Origin of the sequence: Micromonospora sp. NPDC005710 (assembly GCF_040630995.1) — a bacterium.
Taxonomy (GTDB): Bacteria; Actinomycetota; Actinomycetes; order Mycobacteriales; family Micromonosporaceae; genus Micromonospora.
Map to the genome: position 1 here is coordinate 23,400 of NZ_JBEXYP010000015.1, position 18,139 is coordinate 41,538.

The window sequence follows — 18,139 nt, forward strand, 5'->3', positions numbered from 1 at the left end:
GATCGCGCAGGCCCCCTTAGCTCAGTCGGCAGAGCGTCTCCATGGTAAGGAGAAGGTCTACGGTTCGATTCCGTAAGGGGGCTCGAGGGTTCAGCTGGACCCATCGCAGCGGTGTAGCTCAGATGGTAGAGCAAGCGGCTCATAATCGCTGTGTCGCCGGTTCAAGTCCGGCCACCGCTACTCTCGTCTTCCGGGCTCGTTGCCGGTGGTCGTAAGAATGGGCGCTTCCGGCGCCCACTTTGCATGTCCGCGCTGTCAGCGTCTAGGCTGGCGCGTCGTAGTTGTTTCCGTTAGCGAGGAAGGCACTCCGCCGTGGCGAAGGCTACCGATGTCCGGCCGAAGATCACTTTGGCGTGTGTGGAGTGCAAGGAGCGCAACTACATCACGCGCAAGAACCGCCGCAACGACCCCGACCGCATCGAGCTGAAGAAGTTCTGCCCGCGCGACGGTCGGCACACGGCTCACCGCGAGACCCGCTGATCACCGGCCGACCTCAGGGTCGGCCGCTGTAGAAGCTTTCCGATCGCCGATCTGACCGGTTTGGCGCGGCTCCGCCGCTGCCTACCGATCAGGTCGGCGATTGGGCTTTCCGTGTAGGTTCGCGGCATGTCTCTGGACCCTTCCTTTGTCGGCCGGACGTATCCGCCGACGGCCCCCTACCAGGTGGGCCGAGAAAAGATCCGCGAGTTTGCCGGAGCCATCGGTGCCACCGAGCCGGCCCACCATGATCCGGAGGCCGCGCGGGCGCTGGGCCACCCCGACGTGGTGGCCCCGCCGACCTTCCCGGTGATCGTGACGATGGCCGCGAGCAGCCAGATCATCGAGGATCCGGCCCTGGGTGTCGACTACAGCCGCCTGGTGCACGGTGACCAGCGGTTCGCGTACACCCGGCCGGTGTTCGCCGGCGACGAGCTGGTGTGCACTAACACCATCGAGGACGTCAGCACCAGGGGTGGGCACGGCTTCCTGACCACGCGCACCGACGTGAACACCGTCGGCGGGGAACCTGTGGTCGCCGTCTGGGCCAGGTACGTCATTCGCGGGGAGGCCTGAGATGGATCTGCCAGCACAGACGTTCCGGGTGACCCGCGCGGACCTGGTCCGCTACGCCGGCGCCTCCGGCGACTTCAACCCGATCCACTGGAGTGACCGGGTCGCCACCTCGGTGGGTCTGCCCGGGGTCATCGCCCACGGCATGTTCACCATGGCGTTGGTCGGCCGGGCGGTCACCGAGTGGGCCGGGTCGCCGGACGCGGTGGTCGAGTACGGCGTCCGTTTCACCCGGCCGGTGGTGGTCCCGGACGACGACAAGGGGACCGAGATCGAGGTGACCGCGCGGGTCCGTGACGTGACCGAGGACGGTCTCACCCGACTCGAGGTGACGGCCACCTGCGGGGGCGAGAAGGTGCTGTCGCAGGCGCGGGCGACCATCCGGACGGCACGCTGAACCAGGCCCGCCACGCGTGGCGGAGAGACCGGTTGGGAAAGTCGGGTGGCTACCCGTACACTGGTCCGCCGTGGGGCAAGTGACCCCTGCTCGGTCGTCTGTGACCGCGTGGGGCGAGTGTTGCCACATAGGGGTGTAGCTCAATTGGCAGAGCAGCGGTCTCCAAAACCGCAGGCTGCAGGTTCAAGTCCTGTCACCCCTGCGCCTCAGGCCTGACCGTTCCCGTGGGTCGCGCCGCCAGCTTGGCGGCGTCCGGCCCGTGGTGGTGGCGTCGGCGGGGTGGCTCCGAGGCATTCGGGGCCCTCCGGGCGATCCACCGGCCGCGGCCCGTCGCGGGACGGTTGGGTCCGGCCGGCGTGACCAGCGCCGCGTACGCCACTCGGCGTGCGACCCCAGATTCCGCGACGGAGGGCGAAGTGGCCGACAACAAGCGGCACGGCGAGGACGCCGGCGACGATCGTCTGGACGACGAGGTCGTCGACGAGGTAGCCGACGACGACGCCTCCGGTGCGGACGAGCCGGTTTCCAGGGGGGGCACCGCCACGCGGTCCCGTGCCCGGGCGGAGTCGGCGGACAGCCGGCCGACCACGCGGTCGGAAACGGGTCGGGTGGGCGTCTTCGGCCGCATCGCCCGGTTCTTCCGCGAGGTCGTAGCTGAACTGCGTAAGGTCATCTGGCCGACCCGCAAGGAGTTGTTGACCTACACCGCCGTGGTGGTGGCGTTCGTCGCGGTGATGCTGACGATCGTGGGTGTGCTGGACTTCGGCTTCGCCAAGGTCGTGTTGTTTGTCTTTGGCAACTCGGACTGACCGGCTGCCTTCAGCCATAGTGACGGAAGTGAGCGAGCGTGCCTGAGAACGACGAGACCGCCGGACCGGTGGACGAGCAGTCCACCGTCGCGACGGCGGCTGGTGACGAGTCGGTTGAGGCCGCCAGCGAGCCGGAGTTCCCTACGACTGAGCCCGCCCCGGACGAGGACTACGACCCCGTCGCGGAGCTGCGGCAGAAGCTGCGCTACGCGCCGGGCGACTGGTACGTGGTGCACTCGTACGCCGGCTACGAGAACAAGGTCAAGACCAACCTCGAGACCCGGATCACGAGCCTCGACATGGAGGACTTCATCTACCAGGTCGAGGTGCCGACCCGGGAAGAGATCGAGGTCAAGAACGGTAAGCGTTCGCAGATCCAGGCCAAGGTCTTCCCGGGTTACATCCTGGTTCGGATGGAGCTGACCGCCGAGTCCTACTCCTGCGTCCGGAACACCCCGGGTGTGACCGGCTTCGTCGGCGCGACCGACCGGGCCGACCGGCCTGCTCCGCTCTCGCTCGACGAGGTGCTGAAGTGGCTGGCGCCCGCTGTCGAGACCGAGCAGAAGAAGTCGAAGCCGGAGATCAAGGTCCTCGACTTCGAGGTGGGCGATTCCGTCACCGTCACCGACGGCGCGTTCGCGTCGCTGCCGGCCACGATCAGTGAGATCAACGCCGACCAGCAGAAGCTCAAGGTGCTGGTGTCGATCTTCGGTCGCGAGACGCCGGTGGAGCTCAACTTCAACCAGGTCGCCAAGATCTGATTGGTCGTCGGCGGCGGGTCAGGCCCGCCGCCGACGTCGGCGTACGCGCTCTTGCTCGACCTCGGCGGACGGGTGGGCTGCGGCCTGCGCTACTCTTGAATGTCGCCGCTGTCGCACCGCGCTGACCGTGCGCGCCCGAGGGCGGCGACAGCCGCATTTTCCCAGCTCCAAGCCCCAGGAAGTGACATGCCTCCGAAGAAGAAGCTCGTCAAGACGTTCACGCTTCAGTTGCCGGCTGGCCAGGCCACGCCGGCGCCGCCGGTCGGCCCCGCGCTCGGCCAGCACGGCGTCAACATCATGGAGTTCTGCAAGTCCTACAACGCGCAGACCGAGTCTCAGCGGGGCGACATCGTCCCCGCCGAGATCAGCGTGTTCGAGGACCGGTCCTTCTCGTTCGTGCTGAAGACCCCGCCCGCCGCCCGGTTGCTGATCAAGGCCGCCGGCGTGCAGAAGGGCTCGGGTGTTCCGCAGTCTGAGAAGGTCGGCTCGGTCAGCCGCGCCCAGCTGCGTGAGATCGCCGAGAAGAAGATGGCCGACCTCAACGCCAACGACATCGCCCAGGCCGAGAAGATCATCGCCGGCACCGCCCGGTCGATGGGCATCACCGTCAACGACTGACGTCGGCCCCGGCCTTCGTTCCGACAGTGGGAGGGCTCGCGCCGAGCGGCCCGCCAGAGACCACAGGAGTAATCAGCAATGCAGCGCAGCAAGAGCTACCGCAAGGCCGCCGATGTCATCGACCGGTCGAAGCTCTACACCCCCACCGAGGCCGTGAAGCTGGCCAAGGAGACCACCAACGTCAAGTTCGACGCCACGGTCGAGGTCGCCATGCGCCTCGGCGTCGACCCCCGCAAGGCGGACCAGATGGTCCGCGGCGTGGTCAACCTGCCGCACGGCACCGGTAAGACCGCCCGCGTGATCGTGTTCGCCAGCGGCGCGAAGGCCGAAGAGGCCGCCGCCGCGGGTGCGGACGAGGTGGGCACCGATGAGCTGGTCGCCCGCATCCAGGGTGGTTGGCTCGACTTCGACGCGGCGATCGCCACGCCGGACCAGATGGCCAAGATCGGCCGGATCGCGCGGATCCTGGGCCCGCGCGGTCTCATGCCGAACCCGAAGACCGGCACGGTGACCATGGACGTCACCAAGGCGGTGTCGGACATCAAGGGCGGCAAGATCACCTTCCGGGTGGACAAGCACTCCAACCTGCACCTGATCATCGGCAAGGCCTCCTTCACGGAGACCCAGCTGGTGGACAACTACGCCGCGGTGCTCGACGAGGTGCTGCGTGCCAAGCCGTCGGCGGCCAAGGGCAAGTACCTTCGCAAGGTCATCCTGACCACCACGATGGGCCCGGGCGTCCCGGTCGACCCGAACCTGGTGAAGAACCTTCGGGAGGACCAGGCCGACGCCTGAGTCGACAGTTCGCTCCGCCGGGGCGCCGCCACGACTGTGGCGGCGCCCCGGCGCGTTCCAGGTGTGGCAGGCTCGACCCATGCGCCTGGAGGACATCTGGTTGCGGTACCACCGGCGGGGGCCGTGGGTGCTGCAGGGCATCGACGCGCGGATCGGCCCCGGCGAGGTGGCGATCGTGTTGGGTCGTAACGGGGTGGGCAAGTCGACTCTGCTCCAGGTGGCCGCGGGGGTCCTGCGGCCCGGCCGGGGCCGGGTGACCGACCGGCCGGCGCGGGTGGCCTGGGTGCCGGAGCGTTTCCCCGCCGACCAACAGTTCACCGTGACCCGCTATCTGACCGGGATGGCCCGGGTGGCGGGGCTGAGCACCGCTGCAGCCGACGAGGCGGTGGCCTCCTGGACCGACCGGCTTGGGCTGTCCGCCTTCCGTTCGGTCCGGCTGCCGGATCTGTCCAAGGGCACCGCGCAGAAGGTCGGCCTCGCCCAGGCCATGCTGCGCCCGCCGGGCCTGCTGGTCCTCGACGAGCCGTGGGAGGGGTTGGACGCCTCCACCCGCGAGTTGGTGCCCGAGCTGATCGCCGAGGTGCTCGCCGCCGACGGCTCCGTCCTGGTCAGCGACCACCGCGGCGAGACGGTCCGGTTACCGGCCGCGCGCCGCTGGTTGGTGGCCGACGGCTCGCTCACCGAGGAGACCTTGTCGGCCGACGAGACGATCGCCGTGGTCGAGGTCGCGGTGCCGGTCGCGCGGGTCGCCGGCACCGTCGCCCGGTTGCGCGCCGAGGGCCACCAGGTGCTGCGGGTACGCGCCGACGCAGCGGTCGAACCGGCAGCGGGGGAGGCCCGGTGAGCGCCCTGGTCCGGATGCGCCTGACCGGCTTTCTGCGGACGGGCAGGGCGGTGGCGCCGTTGCTCGCCGGCCTCATCACGCTCGGCACGCTCTACGGCGGTGGCCGCGCCCAACCGGCGGAGGCGTACGGCGTCTCCGCTGTGGTGCTCTTCCCGGTGCTCGCCTGGCAGACCAAGATCCTGTTGGACGTCGAGCCGGACGTGCAGCGTCGGCTGGCGCAGGTGACGGTCGGGGCGGCGCGGGAGCGATCGGCTGGTCTGCTCGCCGCCGCGGTGGCGGCCCTGGTGACTGTGGCGATCGCGCTGCTCTTTCCGTGGCTGGTCGGCGGGGTGTCCGGCCCGGTCGACCCGGGTGACCGGTCCGTTCCGGTCGGGCTCGCGCTGGGGTTGTGGGCGCACCTGCTGGTCGTACCCGCCGCTGTTGCTCTCGGGGCGCTGGCCAGCCGGGCGTCGGTGGGTGGGGCCGGGTACGGCGTGGCGGTGTTGGCCCTCGGCGGGGTCGGCGCTGTGGTGCTCGGCCTGAACGGCTCGGTTGCTCCCTGGTTGGCGCCGCCGATCATGGCTGCGGCTCGCACCACGGCCGGCGACGCCGCCGCGCTGACCCTGCTGGGGTTGACCGCGTGGGCGTTGGCCTGGAGTTCGGCGGTCGTCGGCGGCTACCTGTGGCGGCGGCGGGCCCAGGGCTGACCGGCCGGGGTCCTGGTGACGTGGCTCACCGGGCGCGATTTGGTGCTGCCGACCGGTGCGCGTACTCTTCAAACGTCATCCGTGTTCTCATGGATGAGGAACCACCCAAAGACCGCTGGTCACCGTGCTTCGGCACGGTCGAAGGTCCCGCGACGACGGGCGACCCGCGTAGGGCGGCAAGCGTAACTCGGCAGTGATCGTGGTCCGCCGACCACGATGATCCGCCGGCCCTCGCCCCGTGCGCCCTGCGCCGGGGCTTTTTCGTTGTCGTGCTGCCTCCGCCCCCGTTCCGGTTTCGGCCAGGACGGGGACCAGCCTCGAGTAACGAGAGAGGAGGGACATGGCGGACAAGCCGATCCGGGCCGACAAGGCCACGGCCGTCGCTGAGCTGACCGAGAGCTTCCGCAGCTCGGGCGCCACCGTGCTGACCGAGTACCGCGGTCTGACGGTCTCCCAGCTCACCCAGCTTCGGCGCTCGCTCGGCGCCGAGACCAGCTACACGGTCGCGAAGAACACGCTGGCCAAGCGTGCTGCGACGGACGCGGGCATCACCGGCCTCGACGAGCTGTTCACCGGTCCTACCGCGCTGACTTTCGTTTCGGGCGACGTCGTCGAGGCGGCGAAGGGGCTTCGCGACTTCGCGAAGGCCAACCCGAAGCTCGTCATCAAGGGCGGTGTCTTCGAGGGCAAGGCCATTTCCGCGGCCGAGGTCACGAAGCTCGCCGACCTGGAGTCCCGCGAGGTGCTGCTGGCCAAGCTGGCCGGCGCGATGAAGGGCAACCTGAGCAAGGCCGCGGCCCTGTTCCAGGCCCCGCTGTCGAAGACCGCCCGTCTGGCGGCTGCACTGCAGGACAAGCGCGAGAAGGAGGGCGCCGAGGCGGCCTGAGGCCCCCACGGCGCACCAGTTCTTTACTTAACAGAATCAGGAAAGGACGCCAGATATGGCGAAGCTCAGCACCGACGAGCTGCTCGACGCGTTCAAGGAGATGACGCTGATCGAGCTCTCTGAGTTCGTGAAGCAGTTCGAGACGACCTTCGAGGTCACCGCCGCCGCTCCGGTCGCGATCGCCGGTCCGGGCGCTGGCCCGGCCGCCGCCGAGGCCGAGCCGGAGCAGGACGAGTTCGACGTCATCCTCGAGGCTGACGGCGGCAAGAAGATCCAGGTCATCAAGGTCGTGCGTGAGCTGACCGGCCTGGGCCTCAAGGAGGCCAAGGACGCGGTCGAGGCCGCGCCGAAGGCCATCCTGGAGAAGGTCAACAAGGAGACCGCCGACAAGGCGAAGGCCAAGCTCGAGGGTGAGGGCGCCAAGGTCACCCTCAAGTGACCTGACGTTCCACACACGCGTACCCGGCTCGTGGGCCGGGACAGCATCGCGTCGCGGCGGGCGGTGATCCGACACGGATCACCGCCCGCCGTATTTGTGGAGTCGGCTCCGATCGGCAGTGAGCTGGGCTCCGACCAGCGGCTCAGTGGGCCGGAACGAGCGCGGCGGGGTCGCTCTCCGGGGGGAAACACGCAGCAGGGGGAATACCGGCCCTTGACGCGGCCCCGGGCTGCCAGGCACGCTGACACCAGCAAGACACCGCGCTTGCGACGGCCACGACGTGGGTATGACAGCGGCGGCACCATCGGCCGCGGTAACCCGAGCGGCCCAGTGGGGAGTTGCGTTCTTGAGCGGCCCGGCAGACCCCGGTTGACGGGGGCCGAGGCACGCTCCGCAAACAACCTGCGGGGTGGGCTGGACAGCGGTTAGCCTCTCGGCTACACTGCTAGTTTGCGCTGCCTTCCGACTTGACCCCTGCTCGGAAATGTCCGTTTACGGATATTTCTGGTGGGGTCATTGGAGTGCACGCGTACCAGCCGTTCTGCAGCACCGGTCCTCGGAAGGACGCATCTTGGCAGCTTCCCGCCCTGCGAAGACCAGTCGTACGTCGAGCGCATTCGCTCCCCGCCGAGTTTCATTCGGCAGGATCACCGAACACCTCGAGGTCCCCAACCTCCTTGCCATTCAGAACGAGTCCTTCGACTGGCTCGTCGGCAACGAGGCTTGGCAGGGCCGGTCGGCGGACGACCCGCACGCACGCTCGGGTCTCGCGGAGATCCTTGAAGAGATCAGTCCCATTGAGGACTTCTCCGGCACCATGTCGCTTTCCTTCTCGGCGCCGCGCTTCGACGAGGTCAAGGCCTCGATCGAGGAGTGCAAGGAGAAGGACCTGACCTACTGCGCTCCGCTCTTCGTGACCGCGGAGTTCACCAACAACACCACTGGCGAGATCAAGAGCCAGACGGTGTTCATGGGTGACTTCCCGATGATGACGCCCAAGGGCACCTTCGTCATCAACGGCACCGAGCGCGTCGTGGTCAGCCAGCTCGTCCGGTCCCCGGGCGTGTATTTCGACAAGCAGCCGGACAAGACCTCCGACCGCGACCTCTCCAGCGTCAAGGTCATCCCCAGTCGGGGTGCCTGGCTGGAGTTCGACATCGACAAGCGCGACACGGTCGGCGTACGCATCGACCGCAAGCGTCGGCAGGCCGTCACCGTCCTGCTCAAGGCCATCGGATGGTCGGCCGAGCGGATTCGTGAGAAGTTCGGCTGGTCCGAGCTGATGATGACCACGCTCGAGAAGGACCACATCGCCGGCGCCGACGAGGCCCTGCTCGACATCTACCGCAAGCTGCGCCCTGGCGAGCCGCCGACGCGCGAGAACGCCCAGACCCTCCTCGACAACCTCTTCTTCAACCCGAAGAGGTACGACGTCGCCAAGGTCGGGCGCTACAAGTTCAACAAGAAGCTGGAAGTTGGCGTGCCGATCACCACCGGCACGCTCACCGAGGACGACATCGTCGCCACCGTGGAGTACCTGTGCCGGCTGCACGCCGGTGAGGATGGCTACGAGGCCGACGACATCGACCACTTCGGCAACCGGCGCCTCCGTACCGTGGGCGAGCTGATCCAGAACCAGGTTCGGGTCGGTCTGTCCCGGATGGAGCGGGTCGTCCGCGAGCGGATGACCACGCAGGACGTCGAGGCGATCACCCCGCAGACCCTGATCAACATCCGCCCGGTGGTGGCGGCGATCAAGGAGTTCTTCGGGACGTCCCAGCTGTCCCAGTTCATGGACCAGACCAACCCGCTGGCGGGCCTGACCCACCGGCGTCGGCTGAGCGCGCTCGGCCCGGGTGGTCTGTCCCGGGAGCGGGCCGGCTTCGAGGTCCGCGACGTGCACCCGTCCCACTACGGCCGGATGTGCCCGATCGAGACGCCGGAAGGCCCGAACATCGGCCTGATCGGCGCGCTGTCCACCTTCGCCCGGGTCAACCCGTTCGGCTTCATCGAGACGCCGTACCGGAAGGTCGTCGAGGGTCGGGTCACCGACCAGATCGACTACCTGACCGCGGACGAGGAGGACCGGTTCGTCAAGGCCCAGGCCAACGCGCGCCTCAAGGCGGACGGCACGTTCGCCGAGGAGCGGGTGCTCTGCCGTCGTAAGGGCGGCGAGACCGAGGACGTCCTCCCCGGTGCCGTCGACTACATGGACGTCTCGCCCCGGCAGATGACCTCGGTCGCGACCGCCATGATCCCGTTCCTCGAGCACGACGACGCCAACCGGGCACTGATGGGCGCGAACATGCAGCGCCAGGCGGTGCCGCTGGTCAAGGCCGAGGCGCCGCTCGTGGGTACGGGCATGGAATACCGGGCCGCTGTCGACGCTGGCGACGTGGTGGTCGCCGAGGTCGGCGGTGTGATCGAGGATCTCTGCGCCGACTACGTCACCATCCACCAGGATGACGGCCACCGCCGGACGTACCTGCTGCACAAGTTCCGCCGCTCCAACGCCGGCTCCTGCGTCAACCAGAAGCCGGTCGTCTTCGAGGGCGACCGCGTCGAGGCCGGTCAGGTCATCGCCGACGGTCCGTGCACCGACGAGGGCGAGATGGCACTCGGACGCAACCTGCTGGTGGCGTTCATGTGCTGGGAGGGCCACAACTACGAGGACGCGATCATCCTGTCGCAGCGCCTCGTGCAGCAGGACGTGCTCACCTCGATCCACATCGAGGAGCACGAGGTCGACGCCCGGGACACCAAGCTCGGCCCGGAGGAGATCACCCGCGACATCCCGAACGTCAGCGAGGAAATGCTCGCTGACCTCGACGAGCGCGGCATCATCCGGATCGGTGCCGAGGTCGTCCCCGGCGACATCCTGGTCGGCAAGGTCACGCCCAAGGGTGAGACCGAGCTGACCCCGGAGGAGCGGCTGCTCCGCGCGATCTTCGGTGAGAAGGCGCGTGAGGTTCGGGACACCTCGCTGAAGGTGCCGCACGGCGAGACCGGCACGGTCATCGGTGTGCGCACGTTCTCCCGCGAGGACGGCGACGAGTTGCCGCCGGGTGTCAACGAGCTGGTCCGGGTCTACGTCGCCCAGAAGCGCAAGATCCAGGACGGCGACAAGCTCGCCGGCCGGCACGGCAACAAGGGCGTCATCTCGAAGATCCTGCCGGTCGAGGACATGCCGTTCCTCGAGGACGGCACTCCGGTCGACATCGTGCTCAACCCGCTCGGTGTGCCGAGCCGGATGAACATCGGCCAGGTGTTGGAGACCCACCTCGGTTGGGTCGCCAAGACCGGTTGGAAGGTCGAGGGCGACGACACCGACTGGAAGCGCCAGCTTCGCTCGATCGACGCGCACGAGTCCGTGGGTGACACGAACGTGGCCACCCCGGTCTTCGACGGTGCCCGCGAGGAGGAGATCTCCGGTCTGCTCGAGTCGACCCTGCCCAACCGGGACGGCAAGCAGCTGATCGGGCGTACCGGCAAGGCGCAGTTGTTCGACGGTCGTTCCGGTGAGCCGCTGCCGGACCCGATCGCGGTCGGCTACGTCTACATCCTGAAGCTCAACCACCTGGTCGACGACAAGATCCACGCTCGTTCGACCGGCCCGTACTCGATGATCACGCAGCAGCCGCTGGGTGGTAAGGCGCAGTTCGGTGGTCAGCGTTTCGGTGAGATGGAGTGCTGGGCGATGCAGGCGTACGGCGCTGCCTACGCCCTGCAGGAGTTGCTCACGATCAAGTCCGACGACGTGCTCGGCCGGGTGAAGGTCTACGAGGCCATCGTCAAGGGCGAGAACATCCCGGAGCCGGGCATCCCGGAGTCGTTCAAGGTGCTGCTCAAGGAGCTGCAGTCGCTGTGCCTCAACGTTGAGGTGCTCTCCAGCGACGGTGTGGCCCTGGAAATGCGCGAGACCGACGACGAGGTGTTCCGGGCCGCCGAGGAGCTGGGCATCGACCTGTCCCGGCGCGAGCCGAGCTCGGTCGAAGAGGTCTGAGGTGAGCGGTCGGGGGCCGGCTCGCCGGCCCCCGACCCGACCCGAGAATTAGCAGTACAGACGACGACATAGGGGACATAGTGCTCGACGTCAACTTCTTCGACGAGCTGCGCATTGGTCTCGCCACCGCCGACGACATCCGTCAGTGGTCGCACGGCGAGGTCAAGAAGCCTGAGACGATCAACTACCGCACCCTGAAGCCGGAAAAGGACGGGCTCTTCTGCGAGAAGATCTTCGGTCCTCAGCGGGACTGGGAGTGCTACTGCGGTAAGTACAAGCGCGTTCGGTTCAAGGGCATCATCTGTGAGCGCTGCGGCGTCGAGGTGACTCGCTCCAAGGTCCGTCGTGAGCGGATGGGGCACATCGAGCTCGCCGCTCCGGTGACCCACATCTGGTACTTCAAGGGCGTTCCGAGCCGGCTGGGCTACCTGCTGGACCTCGCCCCCAAGGACCTCGAAAAGATCATCTACTTCGCCTCGTACGTCGTGACGAGCGTGGACGCGGAGTCGCGTCACCGTGACCTCTCGACGATCGAGAACGAGATCCTGGCCGAGAAGCGGCAGTCCGAGAACAGCCGCGACTCGGAGATCGAGAAGCGGGCCGCCAAGCTCGAGGCCGACCTGGCCGAGCTGGAGGCCGAGGGTGCCAAGGCGGACGTCCGGCGCAAGGTCAAGGAGGGCGGAGAGCGCGAGATGCGCCAGATCCGCGACCGGGCCCAGCGCGAGATCGACCGCCTGGACGAGGTGCTGGACACCTTCCGCAAGCTGGAGCCGAAGCAGCTCGTCACCGACGAGCTGCTGTACCGCGAGCTGCGCGACCGGTTCGGTGAGTACTTCACCGGTTCCATGGGCGCCGAGGCGATCAAGGCGCTGGTCCAGAACATGGACCTCGACGCCGAGGCCGAGAGCCTGCGGGAGACCATCCGGTCCGGCAAGGGCCAGCGGAAGATCCGGGCGCTCAAGCGGCTCAAGGTCGTCGCGGCGTTCCTGAACACCCGCAACTCGCCGCTCGGCATGGTGCTGGACTGCGTCCCGGTCATCCCGCCGGACCTGCGCCCGATGGTGCAGCTCGACGGTGGCCGCTTCGCGACCTCGGACCTGAACGACCTGTACCGCCGCGTGATCAACCGGAACAACCGCCTCAAGCGGCTGATCGATCTCGGCGCGCCCGAAATCATCGTCAACAACGAGAAGCGGATGCTCCAGGAGGCCGTCGACGCGCTGTTCGACAACGGCCGTCGCGGCCGGCCGGTCACCGGCCCGGGTAACCGCCCGCTCAAGTCGCTGTCCGACATGCTCAAGGGCAAGCAGGGCCGGTTCCGCCAGAACCTGCTGGGCAAGCGCGTCGACTACTCCGGCCGTTCGGTCATCGTGGTCGGCCCGAAGCTCAAGCTGCACCAGTGCGGTCTGCCCAAGCAGATGGCACTGGAGTTGTTCAAGCCGTTCGTGATGAAGCGGCTGGTCGACCTCAACCACGCACAGAACATCAAGTCCGCCAAGCGGATGGTCGAGCGTCAGCGCCCGGTCGTGTGGGACGTGCTGGAAGAGGTCATCGGCGAGCACCCGGTGCTGCTGAACCGTGCACCGACCCTGCACCGCCTGGGCATCCAGGCCTTCGAGCCGCAGCTGGTCGAGGGCAAGGCCATCCAGATCCACCCGCTGGTCTGCACCGCGTTCAACGCTGACTTCGACGGTGACCAGATGGCGGTGCACGTGCCGCTGTCCGCCGAGGCTCAGGCCGAGGCACGGATCCTGATGCTGTCGTCGAACAACATCCTCAAGCCGGCCGACGGTAAGCCGGTCACCATGCCCACCCAGGACATGGTCATCGGTCTGTACCACCTCACCCACCTCACCGCAGGTGAGAAGGGCGAGGGCCGGGCGTTCAGCTCGGACGCCGAGACTCGGATGGCCTTCGACAACGGTGAGCTGCACCTGCAGGCGCCGGTGAAGATCCGCCTGCGTGGCGTGGTCGGTGTCGACAACGGTGCCGGCTCCGAGGCGTGGTCTGCCCCGGAGGGCTGGGTCGAGGGTGACCCGCTGACCGTGGAGACGACCCTGGGTCGGGTGCTGTTCAACGAGACGCTGCCGCAGGGCTACCGCTTCGTGAACTACGAGATCCGCAAGGGTCAGCTCTCCGCGATCGTCAACGACCTCGCCGAGCGCTTCCCCAAGGTGGCGCTGGCCGCCACCCTGGACGGGCTCAAGGAGGCCGGTTTCCACTGGGCCACCTGGTCCGGCGTGACGATCGGCATGGAGGACGTCATCGCACCGCCGCGTAAGGCGGAGATCCTGGCGCGGTACGAGAAGGACGCCGACCAGATCGACAAGCAGTACCAGCGTGGTCTGATGACCGCCGAGGAGCGTCGCGGCGAGCTCATCGAGATCTGGACCAAGGCGACCAATGAGGTCGCCAAGGAGATGGACACCGCTCTGCCGCAGGAGAACCCACTGTGGAAGATGATCCACTCGGGTGCCCGCGGTAACCTGCTCCAGCTTCGGCAGATCGCGGCGATCCGTGGTCTGGTGGCCAACCCCAAGGGCGAGATCATCCCGCGGCCGATCAAGGCCAGCTACCGGGAGGGTCTGTCCGTGCTGGAGTACTTCATCTCCACGCACGGTGCTCGTAAGGGTCTCGCCGACACCGCGCTGCGGACCGCCGACTCGGGTTACCTGACCCGTCGTCTGGTGGACGTCTCGCAGGACGTCATCATCCGTGAAGAGGACTGCGGCACCGACCGGGCGATCCCGATGCAGATCGGCGAGAAGCTGGACGGCAAGCTCGTCGTCCACACCCACGCCGAGACCAGCGTGCACGCCCGGACGCTGGCCGACGACATCAAGGGGCCGGACGGCACCGTGGTGGCCGAGCGCGGCCAGGACATCAACTCCATCGGGGTCGACAAGATCGTCGCCGCCGGTGTGGAGACGGTCCGGGTGCGCAGCGTGCTCACCTGCGAGTCGAAGCTGGGTGTCTGCGCGGCCTGCTACGGCCGGTCGCTGCCGACCGGTAAGTCGGTCGACATCGGCGAGGCGGTCGGCATCATCGCCGCCCAGTCCATCGGTGAGCCCGGTACGCAGCTGACGATGCGTACCTTCCACACCGGTGGTGTCGCTGGTGAGGACATCACCCAGGGTCTGCCGCGTGTTCAGGAAATCTTCGAGGCTCGGGTCCCGAAGGGTAAGGCGCCCATCGCCGACACCCCCGGCAAGATCCGGATCGAGGACGGCGAGCGCTCACGCAAGATCATCGTGGTGCCGGACGACGGCAGCGAAGAGATCGTCTACGACAAGATCTCGAAGCGCGTCAAGCTCCGGACCCACGACGGCGGTCACGTCGCGGTCGGCGAGAAGCTGACCGAGGGCACCATCGACCCGCACGAGCTTCTGCGGATCATGGGTCCGCGGGCGGTCCAGGTCCACCTGACCAGTGAGGTCCAGGAGGTCTACCGCTCGCAGGGTGTGCTCATCCACGACAAGCACATCGAGATCATCATCCGCCAGATGCTCAAGCGGGTGACGGTCATCGACTCCGGCTCGACCGAGTTCCTGCCGGGTGTGCTGGTCGACCGGGCGCTGTTCGAGTCGGAGAACCGCCGACTCGTCTCGGAGGGCGGCGAGCCCGCCGCTGGTCGTCCGGTGCTGATGGGTATCACCAAGGCCTCGCTGGCCACGGACTCCTGGCTCTCGGCGGCCTCCTTCCAGGAGACCACCCGGGTGCTGACCGACGCTGCGATCAACTCGCGCAGCGACTCGTTGGTCGGCCTCAAGGAGAACGTGATCATCGGAAAGCTCATCCCGGCGGGTACCGGCATCAGCAAGTACCGCAACGTCCGGGTCGAGCCGACCGAGGAGGCCAAGGCCAAGGTCTACTCGATGACCGGTTACCCGGAGACCGACTACGGGTTCGGGCCGGCCGGCGGGCAGGCCGTGCCGCTGGACGACTTCGACTTCGGGTCGTACCGCTAAGCACCAGTCACACGACGAGGCCCCCGGTGAAAGCCGGGGGCCTCGTCGTGTCCGTGCCCACCCACCCTCGGCTGGGGTTCGGCATGATGGGGGGATGACGACAGCACCCGGGCAGGTGTCCGTCGCCCAGCCGGGCCTGCGCCACCCGCTGGACCCGGACCCGGCCCGAGCCACGAAGGCACGGGCGGTCTTCGCGTTGGGCCTGCTCGGCATGCTCACCGGGCTGTTCATCGGCGGTGTGGTGCCGGCGACGGTGGCCCTGCAACTGGCCCGGCAGGCGCGACGCGAGGCGTACGCCTCGGGGGGTTTCCTGACCGGCAGCGTCTGGCTGCGGCGGGGGGAGTGGATGGCCTGGACCGGCCTGGTGCTGGTCGCGGTGAGCGTGGTGGCCGCTGTGGTCATCGGGGTGGTCCGGATGGCCGGCGCCCCGTTCGGCCACGACTACCCGGCAAACATGGACTGAGCCGCCGGTGGCCGCGCCCGGCGCGGGCGGCGACGGTCGCGGCGGTAGCCTGGCCGCAGTCCGCCGTGTGGCGGTGGCGGCCTTTCGACAGGAGGACCTCGTGACGGAACCGGCGCGGCCCCCTGCTGACGAACCGGCCGACGTTCCGGAGCCGCCGGCTCCTTCGTCCGAGTCGAGTGACTGGTCGCGACCCGGTCCGAGCGGTGAGCCACAGCCACCGGTGTCCACGCCGAGCCCGGCGCCGCCGTCCTCCTGGGGTCCGGCCGGCTGGGGTGCGACCACCCCACCCGGCCCCGGGCAGCAGTACCCGGTCTCCAGCGCGCCCGCCTCGATGCCGCCCCCGGGTTGGGGTCCGCCGCCGTCGGGGCCGGGGATGCCGCCGCCGGGTTGGGGTCCGCCGCCGTCGGCGCCGGGTGCGCCGCCGCCGGGTTGGGGTCCGCCCTCGTCCGGGCCTGGTGCGCCGTACGGCTGGGGCCCTCCGGCAGTGGGCCCTGGTGCGCCGTACGGCTGGGGGCCGCCGTCGTCCGGGCCCGGGGCGCCGCCCGGGTGGGGTCCGCCGGGGCACGGCCCCGGGTGGGGTGCCCCGCCGGCGCGTTCGGTGCCGCCGCCCACGGACGACAAACGCCGACCGCCGAAGCGGGTGGAGGCGGTCTCGGGTACACCGTTCGGCGTCGTGCACCTGGACGTGGCACCGGTCACCTCCGGGCTGGCCATCGGGGCGCTGGTGGCGGGGATCGCGTCGGTACTGGTCTCGCTGTTGGTGATCTGTTTCGGGGTGGCCTTCAGGAACGACGGTGGGGCCTGGGCCTCCGGGGCGTTCGCCGCGCTGGGTGTGCTGGCCGGCGGTGCGGCTGTCGTCGTCGGGCTGCTCGCCCGGCGGCAGATCCGCCGGCCGGTCGCGTCCTCGGCGGTCCAGTTCACCGGGCGTGGGTTGGCGATGGCCGGGATCGGCTGTGGCGCGGCGGGCGCACTGCTCAGCCTGCTGGGCCTGGGGTTGGCAGTGCTTCTCGCAGTGGCCTGAGGGCGGCCACCGACAGCCGTGGCGTGCGACGCGGGTTTCCCGCGGGGGGCTTCGGTCCCTCCGGGGGCGATGGGTGCTTCCGTGGGGATGCCGGTACACTTGTATTCGTAGGTGCCCATCGCGGGCGACGGGGCAGGACGAGATCCGGCCGGCGGGTGTGAGACGGTCGCCGGGCCATTCCGTTTTGACCTGGGCGGTTGTGGTAGGTACTCTTTCCCCTTGTGCCCGGGCATGCCCGGGCAACTCGTGCGTGCGCTGTTTCCGGCTTACGGGCGGCGGCACGACACGTCAAGGATCCGGGGCGGGGCAATCCGCGCGCCGGTGACACAAACCCGGTTCGCACGCGAGAGCGGCGCGACGGGGCCGTGATGAGGGCGACACGCCCGACCGCGGGTGCCGGGGTCTCCGTGAGGCGACCCTGGTCGGAATGTAGGAGAGCCGGTCATCAGGCCGGCTAACGAGCAGACGGCGCGGCCGCGGATGCGGCCGAAGGGAGCGGAGAAACCCGGTGCCCACGATCCAGCAGCTGGTCCGAAAGGGCCGCCAGGCGAAGACGACCAAGACCAAGACCCCGGCGCTGAAGGGTTCTCCTCAGCGGCGCGGCGTGTGCACCCGCGTGTACACCACCACCCCGAAGAAGCCGAACTCGGCGCTGCGCAAGGTCGCTCGCGTGAAGCTCAGCAGCCAGATCGAGGTGACGGCGTACATCCCCGGCGTCGGTCACAACCTGCAGGAGCACTCGATCGTGCTCGTTCGCGGTGGCCGGGTGAAGGACCTCCCCGGCGTGCGTTACAAGATCGTTCGCGGCTCGCTGGACACCCAGGGTGTTCGCAACCGCAAGCAGGCGCGCAGCCGTTACGGCGCGAAGAAGGAGAAGAGCTGACATGCCGCGTAAAGGACCCGCTCCGCGGCGGCCACTGGTCGCTGACCCGGTGTACAACTCGCCGCTGGTCACCCAGCTGGTGAACAAGATCCTCCTTCGCGGCAAGCGCCAGCTCGCCGAGTCGATCGTGTACGCGGCCCTCGAGGGCTGCCGCGAGAAGTCCGGCACCGACCCGGTCGTCACCCTCAAGCGGGCGATGGACAACGTCAAGCCGACCCTCGAGGTGCGCAGCCGTCGTGTCGGTGGCGCCACCTACCAGGTTCCGGTGGAGGTCCGCCCGACCCGGGCGACCACCCTGGGCCTGCGCTGGCTGGTCACGTACTCCCGTGCCCGCCGCGAGAAGACCATGGTCGAGCGGCTGATGAACGAGCTGCTGGACGCGAGCAATGGCCTCGGTGCCGCCGTCAAGCGGCGCGAGGACACGCACAAGATGGCCGAGTCGAACAAGGCCTTCGCGCACTACCGCTGGTAACACCCTGGTTCCGGCGCCTCCGGGCGCCGGAACCGCCACCAGTT

17 protein-coding genes and 3 tRNA genes are annotated in these 18,139 nt (G+C 68.6%); all 20 read left to right on the forward strand.

Translation table 11 applies throughout. The features are described from left to right. Nucleotides 1-10: 10 nt before the first annotated feature. A tRNA-Thr gene (locus ABZ406_RS20575) sits at nucleotides 11-83 on the forward strand. A 24-nt stretch (nucleotides 84-107) separates the two neighbouring features. Then, a tRNA-Met gene (locus tag ABZ406_RS20580) sits at nucleotides 108-180 on the forward strand. Nucleotides 181-312: 132 nt separating this feature from the next. Next, nucleotides 313-480 (forward strand): 50S ribosomal protein L33, encoded by a 168-nt coding sequence (rpmG, locus tag ABZ406_RS20585; RefSeq protein WP_092378713.1) that lies wholly within the window; start codon nucleotides 313-315, stop codon nucleotides 478-480. Between the two features lie 126 nt (nucleotides 481-606). After that, nucleotides 607-1,053 carry a MaoC family dehydratase N-terminal domain-containing protein gene (locus ABZ406_RS20590; RefSeq protein WP_357763904.1) on the forward strand — a complete coding sequence of 149 codons (447 nt, stop codon included), beginning with the start codon at nucleotides 607-609 and terminating at the stop codon, nucleotides 1,051-1,053. Between the two features lies 1 nt (nucleotide 1,054). Continuing rightward, nucleotides 1,055-1,447 (forward strand): MaoC family dehydratase, encoded by a 393-nt coding sequence (locus tag ABZ406_RS20595; protein WP_357763907.1) that lies wholly within the window; start codon nucleotides 1,055-1,057, stop codon nucleotides 1,445-1,447. Between the two features lie 129 nt (nucleotides 1,448-1,576). Next, nucleotides 1,577-1,649: transfer RNA gene (locus tag ABZ406_RS20600), tRNA-Trp, on the forward strand. 214 nt (nucleotides 1,650-1,863) lie between these two features. Next, nucleotides 1,864-2,256 (forward strand): preprotein translocase subunit SecE, encoded by a 393-nt coding sequence (gene secE / locus ABZ406_RS20605; protein ID WP_357763910.1) that lies wholly within the window; start codon nucleotides 1,864-1,866, stop codon nucleotides 2,254-2,256. A 38-nt stretch (nucleotides 2,257-2,294) separates the two neighbouring features. Continuing rightward, nucleotides 2,295-3,017, forward strand: a complete 723-nt coding sequence (gene nusG / locus ABZ406_RS20610; RefSeq protein ID WP_357763913.1) for a transcription termination/antitermination protein NusG — start codon at nucleotides 2,295-2,297, stop codon at nucleotides 3,015-3,017. A gap of 186 nt (nucleotides 3,018-3,203) precedes the next feature. Continuing rightward, entirely contained in the window at nucleotides 3,204-3,635 is a 432-nt protein-coding gene (gene rplK / locus ABZ406_RS20615) for a 50S ribosomal protein L11 (protein WP_354946522.1), read from the forward strand. 78 nt (nucleotides 3,636-3,713) lie between these two features. After that, nucleotides 3,714-4,430 carry a 50S ribosomal protein L1 gene (gene rplA, locus ABZ406_RS20620; protein WP_238667528.1) on the forward strand — a complete coding sequence of 239 codons (717 nt, stop codon included), beginning with the start codon at nucleotides 3,714-3,716 and terminating at the stop codon, nucleotides 4,428-4,430. 79 nt (nucleotides 4,431-4,509) lie between these two features. After that, complete coding sequence (locus tag ABZ406_RS20625; protein WP_357763916.1) at nucleotides 4,510-5,274, forward strand: ATP-binding cassette domain-containing protein; 765 nt, start codon at nucleotides 4,510-4,512, stop codon at nucleotides 5,272-5,274. Next, nucleotides 5,271-5,960 carry a hypothetical protein gene (locus tag ABZ406_RS20630; RefSeq protein ID WP_357763919.1) on the forward strand — a complete coding sequence of 230 codons (690 nt, stop codon included), beginning with the start codon at nucleotides 5,271-5,273 and terminating at the stop codon, nucleotides 5,958-5,960. Before ABZ406_RS20625 ends, ABZ406_RS20630 begins: the two co-directional genes overlap by 4 nt. A 340-nt stretch (nucleotides 5,961-6,300) precedes the next feature. Next, complete coding sequence (rplJ, locus tag ABZ406_RS20635) at nucleotides 6,301-6,846, forward strand: 50S ribosomal protein L10 (protein ID WP_238645346.1); 546 nt, start codon at nucleotides 6,301-6,303, stop codon at nucleotides 6,844-6,846. Between the two features lie 55 nt (nucleotides 6,847-6,901). After that, nucleotides 6,902-7,285, forward strand: a complete 384-nt coding sequence (rplL, locus tag ABZ406_RS20640; RefSeq protein WP_357763922.1) for a 50S ribosomal protein L7/L12 — start codon at nucleotides 6,902-6,904, stop codon at nucleotides 7,283-7,285. 571 nt (nucleotides 7,286-7,856) lie between these two features. Further along, complete coding sequence (locus tag ABZ406_RS20645; RefSeq protein ID WP_357763925.1) at nucleotides 7,857-11,288, forward strand: DNA-directed RNA polymerase subunit beta; 3,432 nt, start codon at nucleotides 7,857-7,859, stop codon at nucleotides 11,286-11,288. 80 nt (nucleotides 11,289-11,368) lie between these two features. Beyond that, complete coding sequence (locus ABZ406_RS20650) at nucleotides 11,369-15,256, forward strand: DNA-directed RNA polymerase subunit beta' (RefSeq protein ID WP_357763928.1); 3,888 nt, start codon at nucleotides 11,369-11,371, stop codon at nucleotides 15,254-15,256. 94 nt (nucleotides 15,257-15,350) lie between these two features. Next, nucleotides 15,351-15,719 carry a hypothetical protein gene (locus ABZ406_RS20655; protein WP_357763931.1) on the forward strand — a complete coding sequence of 123 codons (369 nt, stop codon included), beginning with the start codon at nucleotides 15,351-15,353 and terminating at the stop codon, nucleotides 15,717-15,719. Nucleotides 15,720-16,359: 640 nt separating this feature from the next. Then, nucleotides 16,360-16,740 (forward strand): hypothetical protein, encoded by a 381-nt coding sequence (locus ABZ406_RS20660; RefSeq protein WP_357764229.1) that lies wholly within the window; start codon nucleotides 16,360-16,362, stop codon nucleotides 16,738-16,740. Between the two features lie 508 nt (nucleotides 16,741-17,248). Beyond that, nucleotides 17,249-17,623, forward strand: coding sequence for a 30S ribosomal protein S12 (gene rpsL, locus ABZ406_RS20665; RefSeq protein WP_007465318.1), 375 nt, complete (start codon nucleotides 17,249-17,251; stop codon nucleotides 17,621-17,623). A 1-nt stretch (nucleotide 17,624) separates the two neighbouring features. After that, a complete protein-coding gene (rpsG, locus tag ABZ406_RS20670; protein WP_007465317.1) occupies nucleotides 17,625-18,095 on the forward strand; it encodes a 30S ribosomal protein S7 in 471 nt (156 codons plus the stop codon). Nucleotides 18,096-18,139 lie beyond the last annotated feature (44 nt).

Bases quoted from the DNA above. Each gene is read 5' to 3' on its own strand.
- ABZ406_RS20590 (WP_357763904.1), top strand. From the start codon at position 607: ATGTCTCTGGACCCTTCCTTTGTCGGCCGGACGTATCCGCCGACGGCC.
- ABZ406_RS20595 (WP_357763907.1), top strand. From the start codon at position 1,055: ATGGATCTGCCAGCACAGACGTTCCGGGTGACCCGCGCGGACCTGGTC.
- rplK (WP_354946522.1), top strand. From the start codon at position 3,204: ATGCCTCCGAAGAAGAAGCTCGTCAAGACGTTCACGCTTCAGTTGCCG.
- rplA (WP_238667528.1), top strand. From the start codon at position 3,714: ATGCAGCGCAGCAAGAGCTACCGCAAGGCCGCCGATGTCATCGACCGG.
- ABZ406_RS20625 (WP_357763916.1), top strand. From the start codon at position 4,510: ATGCGCCTGGAGGACATCTGGTTGCGGTACCACCGGCGGGGGCCGTGG.
- rplJ (WP_238645346.1), top strand. From the start codon at position 6,301: ATGGCGGACAAGCCGATCCGGGCCGACAAGGCCACGGCCGTCGCTGAG.
- rplL (WP_357763922.1), top strand. From the start codon at position 6,902: ATGGCGAAGCTCAGCACCGACGAGCTGCTCGACGCGTTCAAGGAGATG.
- ABZ406_RS20655 (WP_357763931.1), top strand. From the start codon at position 15,351: ATGACGACAGCACCCGGGCAGGTGTCCGTCGCCCAGCCGGGCCTGCGC.
- rpsG (WP_007465317.1), top strand. From the start codon at position 17,625: ATGCCGCGTAAAGGACCCGCTCCGCGGCGGCCACTGGTCGCTGACCCG.